Source organism: Ruegeria sp. CH2 (assembly GCF_056537065.1).
The window spans coordinates 114,014-131,293 of sequence record NZ_JBQFQV010000001.1 but is presented as its reverse complement, the minus strand read 5'-3'; the positions used below and the strand labels follow the sequence as shown (position 1 = coordinate 131,293).

Annotated in this window: 14 protein-coding genes and 1 pseudogene; 10 read left to right on the top strand and 5 right to left on the bottom strand. The window is 56.5% G+C overall.

Translation table 11 applies throughout. From position 1 onward, the window contains the following. Nucleotides 1-264: 264 nt before the first annotated feature. From ACR0M9_RS00605 to ACR0M9_RS00590, 4 genes and pseudogenes are all read left to right on the top strand, one after another. Entirely contained in the window at nucleotides 265-1,935 is a 1,671-nt protein-coding gene (locus ACR0M9_RS00605) for an ABC transporter substrate-binding protein (protein WP_480772622.1), read from the top strand. A 123-nt stretch (nucleotides 1,936-2,058) separates the two neighbouring features. Then, nucleotides 2,059-3,105 carry an ABC transporter permease gene (locus ACR0M9_RS00600; RefSeq protein ID WP_209504113.1) on the top strand — a complete coding sequence of 349 codons (1,047 nt, stop codon included), beginning with the start codon at nucleotides 2,059-2,061 and terminating at the stop codon, nucleotides 3,103-3,105. Between the two features lie 13 nt (nucleotides 3,106-3,118). Beyond that, nucleotides 3,119-4,582 (top strand): annotated as a pseudogene (locus ACR0M9_RS00595) (ABC transporter permease). A 93-nt stretch (nucleotides 4,583-4,675) separates the two neighbouring features. After that, the gene (locus ACR0M9_RS00590; protein ID WP_267363907.1) at nucleotides 4,676-6,763 is read left to right on the top strand and encodes an ABC transporter ATP-binding protein; all 2,088 of its coding nucleotides are present in this window, start codon (nucleotides 4,676-4,678) and stop codon (nucleotides 6,761-6,763) included. A 111-nt stretch (nucleotides 6,764-6,874) separates the two neighbouring features. Here ACR0M9_RS00590 and ACR0M9_RS00585 read toward each other — a convergent pair whose 3' ends face one another. The 3 genes from ACR0M9_RS00585 to ACR0M9_RS00575 form a co-directional block, all read right to left on the bottom strand. Continuing rightward, a complete protein-coding gene (locus tag ACR0M9_RS00585) occupies nucleotides 6,875-7,861 on the bottom strand; it encodes an MBL fold metallo-hydrolase (RefSeq protein WP_480772621.1) in 987 nt (328 codons plus the stop codon). A gap of 130 nt (nucleotides 7,862-7,991) precedes the next feature. Further along, nucleotides 7,992-8,954 (bottom strand): LuxR C-terminal-related transcriptional regulator, encoded by a 963-nt coding sequence (locus ACR0M9_RS00580; RefSeq protein WP_480772620.1) that lies wholly within the window; start codon nucleotides 8,952-8,954, stop codon nucleotides 7,992-7,994. 96 nt (nucleotides 8,955-9,050) lie between these two features. Next, nucleotides 9,051-9,629: a lytic transglycosylase domain-containing protein gene (locus ACR0M9_RS00575; protein ID WP_267363904.1), complete on the bottom strand. Its 579-nt coding sequence runs from the start codon at nucleotides 9,627-9,629 to the stop codon at nucleotides 9,051-9,053. A 201-nt stretch (nucleotides 9,630-9,830) separates the two neighbouring features. Here ACR0M9_RS00575 and ssb point away from each other — a divergent pair, with 201 nt between their 5' ends. Both ssb and ACR0M9_RS00565 read left to right on the top strand, forming a co-directional pair. Continuing rightward, the gene (ssb, locus tag ACR0M9_RS00570) at nucleotides 9,831-10,319 is read left to right on the top strand and encodes a single-stranded DNA-binding protein (RefSeq protein ID WP_209504119.1); all 489 of its coding nucleotides are present in this window, start codon (nucleotides 9,831-9,833) and stop codon (nucleotides 10,317-10,319) included. Between the two features lie 18 nt (nucleotides 10,320-10,337). Further along, complete coding sequence (locus ACR0M9_RS00565) at nucleotides 10,338-11,408, top strand: site-2 protease family protein (RefSeq protein ID WP_480772619.1); 1,071 nt, start codon at nucleotides 10,338-10,340, stop codon at nucleotides 11,406-11,408. 9 nt (nucleotides 11,409-11,417) lie between these two features. On the opposite strand, the gene aroB is transcribed toward ACR0M9_RS00565, so the two are convergent. Together aroB and ACR0M9_RS00555 are read right to left on the bottom strand one after the other, a co-directional pair. Next, entirely contained in the window at nucleotides 11,418-12,530 is a 1,113-nt protein-coding gene (gene aroB / locus ACR0M9_RS00560; protein WP_480772618.1) for a 3-dehydroquinate synthase, read from the bottom strand. Next, on the bottom strand, nucleotides 12,530-13,117 hold the full coding sequence (locus ACR0M9_RS00555; RefSeq protein ID WP_480772617.1) for a shikimate kinase: 588 nt from the start codon (nucleotides 13,115-13,117) through the stop codon (nucleotides 12,530-12,532). The genes aroB and ACR0M9_RS00555 overlap by 1 nt, the downstream gene beginning before the upstream one ends. A 79-nt stretch (nucleotides 13,118-13,196) precedes the next feature. Between ACR0M9_RS00555 and ACR0M9_RS00550 the strand changes: the two genes are divergently transcribed. The 4 genes from ACR0M9_RS00550 (at nucleotide 13,197) to ACR0M9_RS00535 (ending at nucleotide 17,186) form a co-directional block, all read left to right on the top strand. Further along, nucleotides 13,197-13,346: a hypothetical protein gene (locus ACR0M9_RS00550; protein ID WP_267363898.1), complete on the top strand. Its 150-nt coding sequence runs from the start codon at nucleotides 13,197-13,199 to the stop codon at nucleotides 13,344-13,346. Continuing rightward, a complete protein-coding gene (locus ACR0M9_RS00545; RefSeq protein ID WP_480772616.1) occupies nucleotides 13,336-14,856 on the top strand; it encodes a hypothetical protein in 1,521 nt (506 codons plus the stop codon). The genes ACR0M9_RS00550 and ACR0M9_RS00545 overlap by 11 nt, the downstream gene beginning before the upstream one ends. 2 nt (nucleotides 14,857-14,858) lie before the next feature. Beyond that, nucleotides 14,859-15,815, top strand: coding sequence for a site-specific tyrosine recombinase XerD (locus tag ACR0M9_RS00540; protein WP_480472401.1), 957 nt, complete (start codon nucleotides 14,859-14,861; stop codon nucleotides 15,813-15,815). 63 nt (nucleotides 15,816-15,878) lie between these two features. Then, nucleotides 15,879-17,186: an HlyC/CorC family transporter gene (locus tag ACR0M9_RS00535; protein WP_480481235.1), complete on the top strand. Its 1,308-nt coding sequence runs from the start codon at nucleotides 15,879-15,881 to the stop codon at nucleotides 17,184-17,186. The last annotated feature ends 94 nt before the right edge of the window (nucleotides 17,187-17,280 follow it).

Below are 17,280 nucleotides of genomic sequence, written 5' to 3'. Positions count from 1 at the left end.
TTGACATCGAAATTCCGCAAGAGGCTCCCCCTGCGGTGTGTCATATAGGTATATCCCTATCGAAATATCAACAATGCGGTAACGTCGTTTTTGTGCATTTTATGTCGATTCCGAACGTTGACGTTGAGTGATTTCTGGTGCCGAATGGCGGCATGGGGATGCACAGAGTCCAAAAACCGGAATCCTTCTTTCTTTCGACCGGACAAGCCCGCGTCGCTTAGAACAAGAACAAATCAACAAAATCAATGTCACAGGGAGACATTTATGACCAATACGGCAATCACCAACGACAAGGTGCACTGGGCGGCCGAGATGCACGCGCAGGAATACCGTGACGGCAAGCTTAGCCGCCGGGAATTTCTGGTCCGCGCGACGGCGCTGGGTGTCGCTGTACCGACGGCCTATGGTTTGATCGGTCTGCAATCGCCTGCGGCGGCACAAGAGCCGCAGCGCGGTGGTACCATCCGCTACCAGATGGAAGTGCGCGCGCTCAAAGATCCGCGAACCTATGACTGGACGCAAATTGCCACTTTCACAGCAGGCTGGCTGGAGTACCTAGTTGAATACAACAACGACGGCTCGTTCAAGCCAATGCTGCTGGAAAGCTGGGAAGCCAACGCCGACGCCACCGAATACACATTGAACGTTCGCAAGGGCGTAAAGTGGAACAATGGCGATGACTTCACAGCCGAAGACGTGGCCCGCAACATCGAAGGATGGTGTGACGCTGGTCTGGAAGGCAACTCGATGGCATCGCGTATGGCGTCGCTTATCGACGAAAGCACTCAGAAAGCTGCGGACGGCGCAATCACCGTTGTCGACTCCCATACTGTCAAACTGAAGTGCAACGCGCCTGACATCACGATCATCCCGGGCATGGCGGACTATCCCGCTCCTATCGTTCATAGCAGCTTCGATGCGAACGACATGCTTTCAAACCCGGTCGGCACAGGTTTCATGCTGCCTGACAGCCACGAAGTTGGCGTTAAAGGCGTGCTGGTGCGCAACGAAGGCTTCGACTGGTGGGGATATGAGGCCGGAAAAGGCGGCTATATCGACCGCATCGAGTTCATCGACTACGGCACTGACCCGGCTGCATTCCTTGCGGCTTATGAGGCCGAAGAGATCGACATGAACTGGGAATCTGTTGGCGAATTCGTCGACATCTTCGACGGAATTGGGCTTGTGCGCTCGGAAATCCCGTCGGGCTTCACCATCGTTATCCGCCCGAACCAGTTGGCCGAAGACGAAAACGGCAACAAGATCTATGGCGACAAGCGCGTTCGTCAGGCTTTGGCCATGGCGGTGGACAACGAAGTGTGCCTGGAGCTGGGCATGTCAGGCTACGGCATTCCGGCTGACAACTGCCATGTCGGGCCGATGCACCCCGAACATGACTCGGCCGTGACTCGCATCCCGTACGATCCTGCCGGGGCGAAAGCCCTGATGGATGAAGCGGGTATGGGTGACTTTGAGCACGAAGTTCAATCGATCGACGATGACTGGCGCCGTAACACTACGGCAGCGGTTGTAGCGCAACTGAACGACGCGGGTATCAAGGCCAAGCATACAGTTCTGCCGGGATCGACCTTCTGGAACGACTGGACGAAATACGCCTTCTCGTCGACGAACTGGAACCACCGCCCATTGGGTACGCAGGTTCTGGCGCTGGCCTACAAGTCAGGCGTTGCCTGGAATGAATCAGGTTTCGCCAATGCAGAGTTCGACGCCCTGCTGTCCGAAGCGAACTCGATCGCCGACGTAGATAAGCGCCGCGAAGTAATGGCCAAACTGCAGGCGATCATGATCGACGAAGGTGTTACGATCCAGCCTTACTGGCGGACAGCGATGCGCCATCACCGCGACAATTTGGTAGGTGTTGAAAAGCATATCGCTGACCTGCCGCAGCTTTATAAGTTCGGCTTCACGTCCTGAGCGAAAAAGCAAAAGGCCGCGCCACCCCGGCGCGGCCTCTTCGTCCTGAATGCGACGAACAAATAATAACAGCTAAGCGTGGCGTTCCATGAAACCCGCGCTAGCCGACCCACAGGGGCAAATATGGGACTTTTCATTCTAAGGCGCGTTGGCATCATGCTGTTGACGGCATTGTGTCTGACATTCCTGGTTTTCTTCTTAACCAACCTCTATCCTAACCTCGAGAAGCTGGCGAAAACGCAGGGCAACTTTCGGATGTCGGATGAACAGGTTGAGAGCTACCTGAGCAAAAATGGTTACCTCCAATCCACTCCGATAAAATACGGCGAATGGCTGGGTGTCCTGCCCTCTTATCGTTACACGAATGAAGACGGAACCGTTCAGGGAAGATGCATTCTGCCGGGCAAAACCGCCGAAGAATCTCCGAATTTCTGCGGAATCCTGCAAGGGTATTGGGGCTATTCGACTGTCTTCAAGGAAGAGGTTTCCACCGTTGTTGGGAACCGGTTGGCTCTGACTGGTCGTCTGATGCTCTGGGTCATGTTGCTGATGGTTCCGTCTGCGTTGATCCTTGGTGTTTTGGCAGGAATGAAAGAAGGATCTGCCACTGACAGGACGTTGTCGACCTTCGCCATCACAACGACGGCGACGCCGGAATATGTCTCGGGCGTGATCTTTATCGCGATCTTCACCTCATCCGCAGTTGGTTTGAAGTGGTTCAAAGGCACGGCCACGCAAGCGATGGAGAACCCGACCTTTGAGAACTTCTTCCTGCCGGTCCTGACCATTGCGCTTTATGGGATGGGCTATATTGCACGGATGACCCGCGCCTCGATGACCGAAGTGATGACGGCGCAATATATCCGCACCGCGCGCCTTAAGGGTGTCTCGTTCCCGAATATCGTCATGAAGCACGCGTTGCGTAACGCGCTGATCGCACCGTTCACCGTCATCATGCTGCAGTTCCCCTGGCTGCTGAATGGTGTAGTGATCGTCGAGACCCTGTTCAACTACAAGGGCTTCGGCTGGGCGCTGGTTCAGGCCGCAGGCAATAACGACATTCAGCTGTTGCTGGCGATTTCGGTCGTGTCGGTCTTTGTGGTGCTGGTGACCCAGCTGATTTCGGATATCGGCTATGTCTACCTCAACCCGCGCATCCGCATTTCTTAAGGAGGGTTAGATCATGGAACCACTTACCTGGACCGGCTCTATCGCCTTCCTGAACCCGCTTTTTGCCCTTGGCCTTGCGCTAATGGTCTTGTCAATTGCCGTCTGGATGCTGGCCAGCATCGTGCTGCCCGAAGACCAGATGACGGTGAACCCGGACGGTACGTTGAGCTCAAGCTCGGGCCTGCGGACACTGATACAACTTGCACTGCGCTACAGTTTCTTGGCCAGTGTCGGAATCGCGCTCGCCTATATCGTACTGGGCGTACTAATGGGCACAAGCGCCGGGATTATTGGCGCCATGTCCCAGCAGTTTTTGCCCGTATAGGTGTCGTTGATCATCCTTTATGCCATGTCGATCGCTTTCAAACGCAAGCTTGGCCTCTACGGCAAACTGTTTGACAGTCCCATCGGCATGATCGGCTTTGGCCTTGTAATGTTCTGGGTTTTCACCGGAGTATTCGGCGCGATGGATTTGATCGTCACGCATGACCCGCTGTCGCAGGTTTCGGGCATGAAGAACAAAGTGCCAGGTACGCCACTTTCCAATCTAGAGGACGGTCAATACGCCTGGTATCTGCTGGGTGGCGACAATCTGGCGCGCGATGTGTTCAGCCGCATGGTCAAAGGGGCATGGATTGTTGTTCAGATCGCCCCGCTTGCCACGATGTTTGCCTTCATGGTTGGCATCACGCTGGGTCTTCCGGCAGGCTATTATGGTGGTCGGCTGGATACTTTGCTGTCGTTCCTTGCGAACCTGATCCTGGCCTTCCCGGTGATCCTGCTGTTCTATCTGCTGGTCACGCCCGAGATCGTTGCGACCGGTGTACCGAACTATATGGCGGCCGTCTTGTTCGTATTCCCGATCATCTTCCTAGGTGTGCTGCTGAACTCACGCTACTATACCAGACCGAACTTCCGAACACCGCTGCTGATCGGAGTTTTGGGGGTAGCGGGTTGGTTCTACCTGTCTCTGATTTCGACCGGTGGCTACATCATCAATACCGACGCCTATCGTATCTGGGGGCTGCCGACCTATCTGGATCTGTTCGATATTCCAGGCGGTATTCTGGTGGTCTTTGTCTCGGTGGTCTTTGTGAATTCGCCGACCGTGTTCCGCATCGTGCGCGGACTGGCGCTGGACATCAAAACACGGGACTACGTGGCGGCAGCACAAACCCGTGGCGAAGGTCCGTGGTACATCATGTTGTGGGAAATCCTACCCAACGCGCGCGGCCCGCTGATCGTCGATTTCTGTCTGCGTATTGGCTATACCACCATCCTACTGGGAACCTTAGGTTTCTTTGGTCTGGGCCTGCCACCTGAAAGCCCTGACTGGGGGTCGACGATCAACGAGGGGCGCAAGCTTTTGTCGATCTACCTGCACCCTGCTCTGCCACCCGCGCTGGCCTTGTTGACGCTGGTTCTGGGTCTGAACCTGCTGGCCGACGGGTTGCGCGAAGAAAGTCTGAAAGACTGATGTGAAAGCGACCGGGGGGCCAGCCCCCCGGACCCCCCGAGATATTTTTAGCCAGATGAAGAGGATCCCCTCGATCTGGCGAGGAGATACAAGATGAGCAAGATGGCGGATTATGACGGCCCGATCCTTGAGATCGACAAGCTGTCGATTTCCTTCTTTACCCGCCTGCGGGAAATTCCGGCCGTGATGGATTTCTCTGTCAGTGTGCAACCCGGTGAAGCTGTTGGTCTGGTCGGTGAATCCGGTTGCGGCAAATCCACGGTGGCGCTGGGTGTCATGCAGGACCTTGGCAAAAACGGTCGCATCGTTGGTGGTACGATCAAGTTCAAGGGTCGTGATCTGGCGGAAATGAGTTCAGACGAATTGCGCGACATACGCGGCAATGAGATCGCGATGATCTATCAGGAGCCGATGGCCTCACTGAACCCGGCAATGAAGATCGGTAAGCAGCTGATGGAAGTGCCCATGATTCACGAGGGCGTCAGCGCGGAAGAAGCGTATTCGCGCGCGCTGGAAGTTGTCACCGATGTGCGCTTGCCGGACCCCGAGCGAATGCTCAACTCGTTCCCGCACCAGCTGTCAGGCGGTCAACAGCAGCGCATCGTGATCGCGATGGCCTTGATGTCGAAACCGGCGCTGCTGATCCTTGACGAACCAACAACGGCACTTGACGTGACGGTTGAGGCTGCCGTGGTCGAGCTGGTGAAGGATCTGGGCAAGAAATACGGCACTTCGATGCTGTTCATTTCGCACAACCTCGGTCTGGTTCTGGAAACCTGCGACCGGCTTTGCGTGATGTATTCGGGTGAGGCAGTCGAGCGCGGCTCGATCAAGGATGTGTTTGACGAGATGCAGCATCCTTACACGCAGGCCCTGTTCCGGTCGATCCCGCTGCCGGGGGCCGACAAGAATTCGCGCCCGCTGGTGGCTATACCGGGGAACTTTCCCCTACCCCATGAGCGGCCCCCTGGTTGTAACTTTGGTCCGCGCTGCGACTATTTCGAAGAGGGTCGCTGTGACGCCAAGGACATCCTGATGGAGGCGGTGCCCGGAAATGACCGGCACCATACCCGTTGCCTTAAATTCAAAGAGATTGACTGGAACGCACCAATCACGGTGGGTGAACAGAAAGAGAAAGGTGAGATCGGCAGGGTCGTTCTGAAGATGGACAACCTCAAGAAATACTATGAGGTTGCAGCAAATGCCCTGTTCGGCGGTGGCGAAAAGAAGGTTGTGAAGGCAAACGAAACGCTCAGTTTCGAGGCGCATGAATCCGAGACGTTGGCCATTGTGGGCGAATCCGGTTGCGGCAAGTCCACCTTTGCCAAAGTTCTCATGGGTCTTGAGACGGCCACGGACGGGCAGATTCTTCTGGACAACCGCAATATCGAACAGGTGCCCATAGAAGAGCGCGACGCAAAGACCGTTGGTGAAGTTCAGATGGTGTTTCAGAACCCGTTCGACACGCTGAACCCGTCGATGACCGTTGGGCGCCAGATCATCCGGGCATTGGAAATCTTCGGTGTTGGCAATTCCGAGGCCGAGCGCAAGAAGCGGATGCTGGAGCTGCTGGATCTGGTAAAACTGCCGCGCGCCTTTGCCGACAGAATGCCGCGTCAGCTGTCGGGTGGCCAGAAGCAGCGCGTAGGTATCGCGCGCGCCTTTGCCGGCGATGCGCGCATTGTGGTAGCCGACGAGCCCGTATCGGCACTGGACGTTTCGGTGCAAGCTGCGGTGACCGACCTGCTGATGGAAATTCAGCGCGAGCACAAAACCACGTTGCTGTTCATCAGCCATGACCTTTCCATCGTGCGATACCTCAGCGACCGAGTGATGGTGATGTATCTGGGCCACGTGGTCGAGCTGGGCACAACTGATCAGGTTTTTGCCCCCCCCTACCACCCTTATACCGAAGCGCTTCTGAGTGCTGTTCCCATCGCCGATACATCGGTCGAAAAGCAGCACATCGTACTGGAAGGTGATATTCCTTCAGCCATGAACCCGCCACCGGGATGCCCGTTCCAGACACGGTGTCGCTGGAAATCCGAAGTGCCTGACGGCCGCTGCGAGTCACATGTGCCACCGGTGCAGACATTGGCCGAGGGTCATCAGGTGAAGTGCCACTTGTCCGAAGAGGTGCTGGCACGGATGCAACCCGTGATCAAAGTCGCGGCCGAGTAGGTTTGCGGATCTTCACTGGAAAGGGCCGGTCGTTGACCGGCCCTTTCTGTGAGCGCCGCGTTTCACGAGGAAACTGGCGGCGCCTGTGAGTGGTGGTTCCCTGTAAGACTCTCAGCCGGTCATGACATTGTTGCCGAAATGCATGAACTCCTGGTTCATACCAGCAATCTCTCCGGCCTCCAGTTTCAGGCTGGCACTGTCAAGCATCTGATAGCTTTGCTGTCCCTTTACCCACTCGTCTGCTGATTGCAGCGTGGTCAGCGTATAAGATGTGACTTCGTTCAGGTAATGAGTTGGGATAATGATCTTGGGCTTTAGCTTGGCCACGATGTCATTACCCTGATCGAAACTCAGGATATGTTGCGACCCGTCTACCGGAAGGGTCAGAACATCGACCTGTCCGACGGCGTCCCAAAACTCCTGAGGCGGATTGTGGCGATTATCACCCCAGATCAGCGTACGAATGCCGCCTGTTTCCACCAGATAGACCACCATATCCATATGACCCACATTGTTCGGTGGGCAGGCTTCGACCCCAAACTCGGCCAGTGCATTGGTCCAGTTGTACCACCCCGGCGCCACGCAGGCATGTTTATCTGCAAAACCGGTGATCTTGATATCGGCGAACTCGAAATTGCCCACCATCCTGTCCAGCACCATGGTCGAGCTTGGTCGTTCGATCGCGTCGTGATCGAAATGCGCATGTGTCGACAAGGTAATGTCCACCGAGATCTGGGGGAATTCATTGCGGAACCAAAGCCCCCATGCGCCCGACGGGTCATCACGCCAGGGGTCGAACAGGACCGTTGCGCCGTTGGGCGAGGTGATCTTGATGGCGCAATGGCCATAATAGTCGATACCGACAACTCCGGCACTGGCCTGACCCGTCGATCCCTGCAGGTCGATCACGTGGTTATTGTTTCCTGGCTGCAACCAGGCTTGAGATTGCGCCTCGGCCGGTTTTGCCCCCAGCACTGAAGCTGTCGCGCCAACACCGGCAGCACCTGCCGCCATGAAAAATGACCGCCGAGACAACCCCGGTGCCAGATGATCCCTGTCCCCTTTCAGGATGGTCGGTTTCAGATCCTTGCGATCCATATCTTTGTACCTCTCTGTTGGACGTGCGCCGTTTTTCGGAACCTCATCCCAGAGGGTAACAAGCCAAAGCACATCGGCTCAGACCGAAAAAATGGGGGTGAAATATGGGGGCAATCCCCATATTCGGCATTCACGAAATCGAGAGCAAATGACTGCGCAGGTTTTGATCCCGTCCCTCAAGTCCTAGTTTTCGGCGAATGTTGTTGCGGTGAAAATCGATTGTCGACGTCTCTCGGGACAGGGCCTTGGCAATGTCCTTTGTGGTTTTCCCAAACATGACCATCTGTGCAATTTCCATTTCGGTCGGGGTCATTGCCGCGAAGGCATCCGTCAACTTGTCAGACAGCGAAGACGTGATCTCGTTCAGGTTCTTTTCGGCCAGCTCAAGATAGACAAATTGCGCCTCGTCGCCGGAAATCTGCGCCCGAACCTTTTCAAGATACGGCAAAACTCTGCTACGAACCTGCTCGACGATTTCGTGATCCCGGTTCTTGCGGTCATCGTCGAGACTTGAGAGCAATACGCGCAACGCTGTGTTCGTCTCCTGCAACTCTCGGGTTCGATCCGAAACACGCGTTTCAAGCTGGGCAAGTGTTTCGTTCAGTTTCTCCTCCAACGCTCGTCTCAGATAAACCTCTTGCAACAAAGCCAAATCCGACTCGACCATGCGCGCGAACTGCGCCAGCCCCTCTCGGAACAACAAGGCCCGCCGGTTCTGTTTACGGTCCAGAACACAGATTGTGCCGAACACCGATCCATCGGGCCATTTCAGCGGTAAGCCGATGTAAAAGGTCATTCCGTGTTCCAGGTCGTCGTTGTCCGCCCAAACCGGATCACATTTGGCGTCTTCGACCACCAACTCTCCGTCACGCTCCAGAACACCCTGGCAATATAGCTTGGGGTTCAACTGGAAACTCAGACCGACCGGATATGGATTCTCGGGGTGATCGGATGTGATCAAAACCGCATGATCCGGCGCGTCGGTTTTCATGATCAGGCTTGCGGGCACGTCGGCCAGTTCTGCGACCAGATCAACAAGTTGCTGCCAGTTTGCCAGCGTTTCTTTGGAAATCTGCGGGTGATCAGCAGGCATAAGGGGCCTCACCAGTTACTGGGCGATACCCTGTCAGGTTAGTTGGAGGCGTTACACTGAATCAAGAATACGACACTCTGCGGCGCAGCATCGGTTTCAGCCGCCCCAGATAACCTTCACGTAGTTCTGGGTTTCCTTGTACGGCGGGATACCACCATGCTTTTCAACCGCATCAGGCCCCGCGTTATAGGCCGCCAGCGCCAAAGGCCACGATTTGAACTTGCGGTATTGCCAGGACAGATATCTGGCACCGCCTTCGAGGTTTTGCTTGGGATCATGCGGGTTTACGCCCAAAAGCTCGGCCGTTTGTGGCATAAGTTGCGCCAATCCCAACGCACCTTTATGTGACTTCGCCTGAGGGTTCCATCCACTTTCCTGCTGCACGAGACGCAAGAACAGATCTTCAGGGATGTTGTGAAGGCGGGCAACACGCCGCGCGATTTCCAGATACTCTCCGCGATATTTTCCTGAATATCGTTTGCTGACCTGATCGCGCGTTGTTTTGGGTTTCAGCCGGGCCGAGTCGCGGTACTGGGTTGCCGCACGAGAATCCAGAACCTTCGCCTGTTTCAGGAAAATATCCTTGCGGCTTTTGCTGGACAATGTTTGTGCCTGCACCGGCGCAACGGCCAATACAAGGCAGGCAACGGAAAACCCAGCAACCCAAGAACGCATCTTTGCTTATCCTGCTCGATCAAAACCAGTGGGAGTATAGGTATTCCCGCAAAAAATGAAAGCTTGGTAAATAGTACAGTAAGACTCTTGTTCGACAGTGTTGTATCAACTGTTTTCAACCATGATGCAGGCCGTATAGGGTCTCACGAAACTCATTGCGCCAGATTCGGCGCGTTTACGCAGAACAGAACGAGGATTTACATGGCGGGTTCAGTCAACAAGGTCATTCTGGTGGGAAATCTTGGCCGCGACCCCGAAGTCCGGTCGTTCCAGAACGGTGGCAAAGTGTGCAACCTGCGCATTGCCACCTCGGAAAACTGGAAAGACCGCAACACGGGTGAACGTCGTGAACGGACAGAGTGGCATTCGGTTGCCATCTTCTCGGAACCGCTGGCCCGCATCGCCGAGCAATATCTGCGCAAGGGCAGCAAGGTTTATATCGAAGGCCAGCTGGAAACCCGCAAATGGCAGGATCAGTCCGGTCAGGATCGTTATACGACCGAGGTTGTCTTGCGCCCCTATCGCGGGGAACTGACCCTGTTGGACGGTCGTAGTGAAGGCGGTGGCGGCAGCGGCGGCGGTTATGGTGGCGGCCAGGCCGGTGGCGGTTACGGTGACCCCTATGGCGGTCCATCCAGCTCTCCGGCGCCCGCATCGGGCGGAATCGACGACGACGAGATTCCGTTCTAAGTAAAACGGAGAAACAACATGACATGGTCCTTCTCTCTCGGCCGATTGCTCGGGTCCGAACTGAGGGTCCATGTCACCTTTTTTCTGCTGCTCGCTTGGGTCGGTTTTGCCGCTTTCTCAGCCGGTGGAATGCCAGCCGCGATTGAGAACCTTCTCTTTGTTCTGGCGCTGTTTGCCTGCGTTGTCGCGCATGAGTTCGGTCACGCCCTTATGGCGCGGCGCTATGGCATCAAAACCCCCGACATCACCCTTCTGCCCATCGGCGGCCTGGCCCGGCTTGAGAGAATGCCGGAAAAACCGATGCAAGAGGTTCTGGTGGCGCTTGCGGGTCCGGCAGTGAATATCGCTATCTTTATTGGCCTTGCCGCGCTTGGCGCAGGTATGCCGCTTGAGACCCTCGCGCAATTGGAGTCACCAAATGTGAGGATTGTGGACAAGCTGGCCTATATCAATCTGCTTTTGGCCATCTTCAACTTGATCCCGGCCTTCCCAATGGACGGAGGCCGCGTCTTTCGCGCCCTACTGTGTTTACGCATGAATCGTGTCAAAGCCACCCGAATTGCAGCCGTTGGTGGCCAGGTTGTCGCCATCGGGTTTGGATTTCTAGGGCTGAGCTCTGGCAATCCAATTCTGGTATTGATCGCCGTATTCGTGTTCTTTGCAGCCAATGCAGAAAGCCAGGAAGTCGCTTTGCGATCTGCGGTTCGTCGTGTTCTGGCCCGTGACGCGATGATCACCGAGTTTCACGCACTTTCTCCCAGTGATACGCTGAGCACAGCTGCACAAGCCGTCATTCACACCACGCAGCACGAATTTCCGATACTGGACCCAAATCACACGTTGCTGGGCTTTGTGACACGCGATCGCCTGTTCACCGCCCTTGCAAGCGACCAGCCCAGAACCGCACCCGCGACCTCGATCATGGATACAAACGTCCCCACAGTCCTGCTGACAACCGGCCTTGAGGACGTGCTGGAACACCTGCACAATGGGGCGCCGGCCATTGCAGTTCTGACCCATGGCGGTCGCATGATCGGTTACATAACCCGCGAAAACATCGGCGAGCTGATGGTCATTCAGGGTCGTTAACCCCTTGCGTCACACCGGGGCGAGAGCGTCCGACAGAACCGACAAGACCGCATCCTTCGGCACATCCGAAGTCACATATGCCTGACCAATTCCGTGGGCCAGGATAAACCGCAGTTGGCCGTCCACGACTTTTTTGTCCTGCCCCATCAGATCCACCAGCACCTCGGCACTTGGCAATTCGCCCGGAATATCAGCCAGATCCGTTTTCATGCCCATCGCCCGCAGATGTGCGCGTACCCGGCTTGGGTCCTCTTGTGAACACAGGCCAAGGCGGGACGAAAGCTCGAACGCAAGTGCACAGCCGATGGCCACGCCCTCGCCATGCAAAAGACGGTCGGAATACCCTGTGGCGGCCTCCAAGGCATGGCAGAAGGTGTGCCCCAGATTCAGCAGGGCGCGGTCACCTTGTTCGGTTTCATCCCGGGCCACGATATCGGCTTTCATCTGAACCGAGCGGGTTACCGCACGCACACGTGCGGCCATGTCGCCTGAAGACACACTTCGCCCGTTCGCCTCAAGCCATTCAAAGAAATCAGCATCCCCAAGCAAGCCGTATTTCACCACTTCGCCATACCCTGAAAGAAAGTCCCTCTGGGACATGGTCTGCAACACAGATGTATCGGCCAGAACCAGCGATGGCTGATGAAAAGCGCCGATCAGGTTCTTCCCCTGAGGGGCGTTGATCCCTGTTTTCCCCCCGACAGAGCTGTCGACCTGCGCCAGCAAAGACGTGGGGATTTGTACGAACCGAACACCTCGGCGCAGAACGGCTGCGGCAAAGCCGGCAAGATCACCAATTACCCCACCACCAAGGGCCACAACAACGTCGCTGCGTTCAACCTTTTCAGTCAACAGCCACTCAACCGCGCGTTCGAAATGTGGCCAGCTTTTTGTTGCCTCTCCGGCGGGTAAGGCCAGCGCGGACATTTCGATCCCGGTGGTTTTCAGACCCGCACGCAGCGTTTCCAGATGCAGATCAGCGACATTTTCATCTGTCAGGACGGCCACCTTAGGACGCGCCAATAGCGGTGCAATCCAATCGCCCGCGCGCGCCAGAAGATCCGGACCGATCTCAACGTTATATGACCTGTCGCCAAGTTCAACGTGTACTGTTTGATGCATTATCTGATTTCCAAAACATCAGGGCGCGCCAACAAGGCGTCGACAACCCGGTCCACCATATTCTCGATCGAAGTTTCGCCATCTGAATCCACGATCAGATCCGCCTCGGCGTAAACCGGAACACGCGCCTCGTAGAGGGCTTTCAAAGTCGCAAAAGGATCAGCGGTACGAAGCAGCGGGCGCGTGTCCTTGTGGCGAACTCGGCTCCACAAAACTTTCAGGTCTGCCCGCAACCAGACAGACGCCCCACGCAAGGTGATCAAACGCCGGTTGTCAGGCTGAAGAAACGCCCCGCCACCCGTTGAAAGGATGCCTTTTTTTTCGTCCAGCAGGCGGCTGATGACCTGTGTTTCCTTGGTGCGAAAAAACGGCTCCCCGTCCCGCTCAAAGATTTCGGGGATGGTCATGTTGGCGGCTGATTCGATTTCAGCATCACTATCCAGAAAGGGAACACCCAGACGCGCGGCCAAAGCGCGGCCCACGGCCGTCTTACCGGCCCCCATCATGCCCACCAGAACCACGGTTTTGTGCAGATCAAATCGGGTCTGCGCGTCCGCTGAATGCGTGTTATGCTTAATTTCGCTCATTTCACCGTGAATGACGTGATCTTGGGAAAAATGCCAGTTATAACTTGGTCAAAATCAAAAATTGAGGCAGCGTGACGCCATGAGCCGTCTGATCAAGTTCCTGATATATGTTCTGTGCCTGACATTCATCGGGCTGGTTGCCTATGCCTATGTCGGTCCATTCTTTGGTGTGGATTTCTCTGCGCCTCAAAGTGAAATTCGCGAGCCGGTTGTACTGGATGTCAACTAAGCAACTGCTTTTGGCAATCACACTGGCCGGGTCGGCACATGCGCAGGAACCCTTATCCGCCATCGAATGGCTGACAGACCCGCCGGAAAACCTGCCGGGAACCGTTCTGCTGGAACCACCGGTTACGCAAGATGGCGCATTGCCGGAAATTGAGGTGACTTCGCTTGAGGCACTATCGCAGCCGCTGGGCCTTGTTTCGTCCTCTGTCACCGGTCTGCCCGTCGACCTTTGGCAGGGCAGCGAGGCGGATCGCCTGGCCGAACTGATCGCCGACGTCCACGTGCGTGACAACCCGGCCATGCAGCGTTTGTTGTTCACGTTGCTCTTGTCTGAAACCCGCGCGCCGTCGGGACCTCTGGCCGAAGAAACCCTTTTGCTGGCCCGGCTGGATCGGTTGATGCAACTGGGTGCCGCTGATCCGGCACAATCGCTTGTTCAACTGGCCGGACCCACTGACACGCAGGACCGGTTCAAGCGCTGGTTCGATGCGACGCTCTTGACCGGGGACGAGGATCGCAGTTGTACCGCCCTTATTGCCGAACCGTATCTTTCGCGGGACTATGCGGCTCAGATCTTCTGCAAGGCCCGCCGCGGGGATTGGGCTTCGGCTGCGCTGACGCTTGAGGCGGCACATGCGCTTGAAATCCTTCCACCCGAGGATCTGGCGGTTCTGGACCGTTTCCTCAGCCCGGAACTGTATGAAGGCGCAGCTTACCTGCCGCAGACGGAAAACCCTGATCCCCTGACGTTCCGTTTGTTTGAGGCAATTGGCGAACGGCTTCCTTCCGCTCCGCTGCCGCGGGCGTTTGCCAATGCGGATCTGCGCGATGTCGCGGGTTGGAAGGCACAGATCGAAGCAGCGGAACGGCTTACCCGTATTGGCGCATTAACCCCCAATCAGCTGCTGGGCCTTTATACCGAGCGTGATCCGGCAGCCTCAGGTGCTGTCTGGGATCGGGTGGCCGCCGTTCAGCGTTTTGAAAGCGCGTTAGACACCGGGAACGCGGAAGCGATCGGAAAGACTTTGCAACCGGTCTGGCAACAGATGCGCGGTGTCGGGCTTGAGGTTCCGTTTGCCGAACTGTTCGCCGAGCGCTTGTCGTCTGTCACATTGCCGGTTGCCACCACCGAAATCCTGCGCTGGCGTATTCTGATGCTGTCGGGGCTTTACGAACAGGCCGCCTTGGCAGCGCCCGACACATCCAACGAAACCCGATTTCTTGCCGCTTTGGCACAAGGTGACCCCGGGCGCGCGGTGTCCCCGTCCCCTTTGGCTGATGCTGTCGCTCAGGGGTTTGAATGGGCAGCGCCTGTGCCGGGCGACATTGATGCGCTGCTGGCCAACGGTCAATTGGGCGAAGCCATTATTGAAGCCATGCAACTGTTTGCACATGGCGCACGGGGCAATCTGGTGGACCTGACAGCGGCGATTGCAACATTCCGGCGCGTTGGGTTGGAAGACACCGCGCGACGTGCGGCCCTGTCCCTTTTGATCCTGCAAAAGCGTTGATCATGGGCTCTCCGGCATCAGACGCCCTGTGGATTTCAACGTTCTTGCAGGCGCAGGCGGCAGAGCTTGGCGCGGCTACCAATACGCTGCTGGCCTATGGGCGCGACCTGAAAGATTTTGCCGAATGGCTGGACCGCAAGAAATCCGGATTTGATCAGGCAGATCGCGACCTGATCGAAGCCTACCTGATCGACTGCGATGCACAGGGCTTGTCACGTTCGACCCGCGCACGGCGTTTGTCTGCTATCAAGCAGCTGTACCGGTTTGCCTTCGAGGAAGGCTGGCGCGCGACCAATCCTGCCATTCAGATCAAAGGTCCCGGCCGGCAGAAACGGCTGCCCAAGACGCTGGATGTGCCCGAAGTTGATCGTTTGCTGGAGGCTGCTCGAAAAACCGGGCGAACCGAATCTGACAGGCTAAGAAACACCTGCCTGATGGAAGTTTTGTACGCCACAGGAATGCGGGTGACTGAGCTTGTCTCCCTGCCCGTCTCTTCGGCCCGTGGCGATCCCCGGATGCTGCTGGTGCTGGGGAAAGGGGGTAAAGAGCGAATGGTCCCCCTGTCGCCCCCGGCCCGGGATGCTTTGGCCGCGTGGCTGACCGCGCGGGACGAGGCCGAGGACTTGGCCGCGGAAAAAGGCGCTCAGCGCTCGCGCTTTCTGTTCCCATCACGCGGAAAGTCCGGTCATCTGACACGGCACAGGTTCTTTTTGCTGGTGAAAGAGCTGGCTGTACGGGGTGGTGTTTCTTCTGAAAAAGTCACACCACACACGCTGCGCCATGCATTCGCCACGCATCTGCTGGCCAACGGCGCTGATCTGAGATCGATCCAGACGTTATTGGGCCATGCAGACGTAGCGACGACAGAAATCTATACGCATGTTCTGGATGAACGTCTGGCGGAACTGGTGTTGCAACATCACCCGCTGAGCAAGGACCGCAATGAGGACAAGGGCTAAGACCTTGATTCAGCGGGGCGACGTCCCCATAACGGATGCAGTACACAAATCTATCAAGGACCAATGGAACCCTCACCTTCTATGTTCGACGGCGCATTCTGGGTTACGACCGGCGCTATCCTGTTCCTGCTTATCCTGTCCGGATTTTTCTCGGGCTCGGAAACGGCGCTGACCGCCTCGTCAAGGGGGAAACTACGCGTTCAGGCCGACAAGGGATCGCGCGGGGCTAAAAAGGCGCTGGAAATAACCGACGACAACGAACGTCTGATCGGGTCGGTTCTGCTGGGCAACAACCTCGTCAACATTCTGGCCGCGTCACTGGCGACGGCGTTGTTCACACGTCTTTTCGGTGAAAGCGGCGTGGCATTGGCAACGCTGGTCATGACCTTTCTGGTGTTGATCTTTGCCGAAGTGCTGCCCAAGACATACGCCATCACCAATTCCGAAAAGGCCGCTGCGGCCGTTGCGCCGATCATTAGCGTGGTCGTGACAGTGTTTTCGCCTGTTGTCGCGGCCGTACGTTTGTTAGTGCGTGGCGTATTGCGCCTGTTCGGAGTTCAGATCGATCCTGACAGCAACATTCTGGCCGTGCGCGAAGAAATCGCAGGCGCCCTGCAACTGGGCCATTCGGAAGGGGTTGTCGAAAAAGAAGATCGCGACCGCATCCTCGGCGCACTGGATCTGGGCGACCGCACGGTGGAAGAGATCATGCTCCACCGTTCCAACATCGAAATGATCGATGCGAACGCCCCACCCGAAGCTATCCTAAGGCAATGCCTTGAAAGCCCTCACACTCGTCTGCCTGTTTTCAGGGACGAGCAGGAGAACATAGTTGGCGTTGTTCACGCCAAGGACTTGTTCCGCGCGATGTATGCACAGGCTGGCAGCAGCGATGGCGGCACCGACCGGCTGGCCAGCTTCGACATCGGCAAGGTCGCAAATGCCCCCTATTTCGTTCCGGAGACCACAACTCTGGATGACCAGATGCGCGAGTTTCTGCGAATGCACGGTCACTTTGCGCTGGTGGTGGACGAATACGGCTCATTGCGTGGACTGATCACGCTTGAGGATATTCTGGAAGAAATCGTGGGCGAAATCGCCGATGAGTTCGATATCGCCGAAGAGGTGCCGGTCGTGCGGACGGATGATGGCCAATTCCTTGTCGAAGGCGCTATGACCATTCGCGATGTCAATCGTGCGCTGGACTGGTCGCTACCGGATGAAGAAGCCAACACTCTTGCTGGTCTGGTCATCCACGAAGCCCAGATGATCCCGGTTGTTGGGCAAGTGTTTTCGTTCCATGGCTTCCGGTTCGAGGTTACAGCACGCGAAGGCAATCGTATCACAGCCCTGAAAGTGCGGCCCTTATAGGGTTTGGACGCCAGACAAAAACGACGCGCTCTGTCGCTCGTATGACAGAATGCTTTATCGTTGATCTGCACCGTCCTACCAGAGATGGAGGAGC

Bases quoted from the DNA above. Each gene is read 5' to 3' on its own strand.
- ACR0M9_RS00590 (WP_267363907.1), top strand. From the start codon at position 4,676: ATGAGCAAGATGGCGGATTATGACGGCCCGATCCTTGAGATCGACAAG.
- ACR0M9_RS00585 (WP_480772621.1), bottom strand. From the start codon at position 7,861: ATGGATCGCAAGGATCTGAAACCGACCATCCTGAAAGGGGACAGGGAT.
- ssb (WP_209504119.1), top strand. From the start codon at position 9,831: ATGGCGGGTTCAGTCAACAAGGTCATTCTGGTGGGAAATCTTGGCCGC.
- ACR0M9_RS00540 (WP_480472401.1), top strand. From the start codon at position 14,859: ATGGGCTCTCCGGCATCAGACGCCCTGTGGATTTCAACGTTCTTGCAG.
- ACR0M9_RS00575 (WP_267363904.1), bottom strand. From the start codon at position 9,629: ATGCGTTCTTGGGTTGCTGGGTTTTCCGTTGCCTGCCTTGTATTGGCC.
- ACR0M9_RS00580 (WP_480772620.1), bottom strand. From the start codon at position 8,954: ATGCCTGCTGATCACCCGCAGATTTCCAAAGAAACGCTGGCAAACTGG.
- ACR0M9_RS00550 (WP_267363898.1), top strand. From the start codon at position 13,197: ATGAGCCGTCTGATCAAGTTCCTGATATATGTTCTGTGCCTGACATTC.
- ACR0M9_RS00600 (WP_209504113.1), top strand. From the start codon at position 2,059: ATGGGACTTTTCATTCTAAGGCGCGTTGGCATCATGCTGTTGACGGCA.
- ACR0M9_RS00555 (WP_480772617.1), bottom strand. From the start codon at position 13,117: ATGAGCGAAATTAAGCATAACACGCATTCAGCGGACGCGCAGACCCGA.
- aroB (WP_480772618.1), bottom strand. From the start codon at position 12,530: ATGCATCAAACAGTACACGTTGAACTTGGCGACAGGTCATATAACGTT.
- ACR0M9_RS00545 (WP_480772616.1), top strand. From the start codon at position 13,336: ATGTCAACTAAGCAACTGCTTTTGGCAATCACACTGGCCGGGTCGGCA.
- ACR0M9_RS00605 (WP_480772622.1), top strand. From the start codon at position 265: ATGACCAATACGGCAATCACCAACGACAAGGTGCACTGGGCGGCCGAG.
- ACR0M9_RS00535 (WP_480481235.1), top strand. From the start codon at position 15,879: ATGGAACCCTCACCTTCTATGTTCGACGGCGCATTCTGGGTTACGACC.
- ACR0M9_RS00565 (WP_480772619.1), top strand. From the start codon at position 10,338: ATGACATGGTCCTTCTCTCTCGGCCGATTGCTCGGGTCCGAACTGAGG.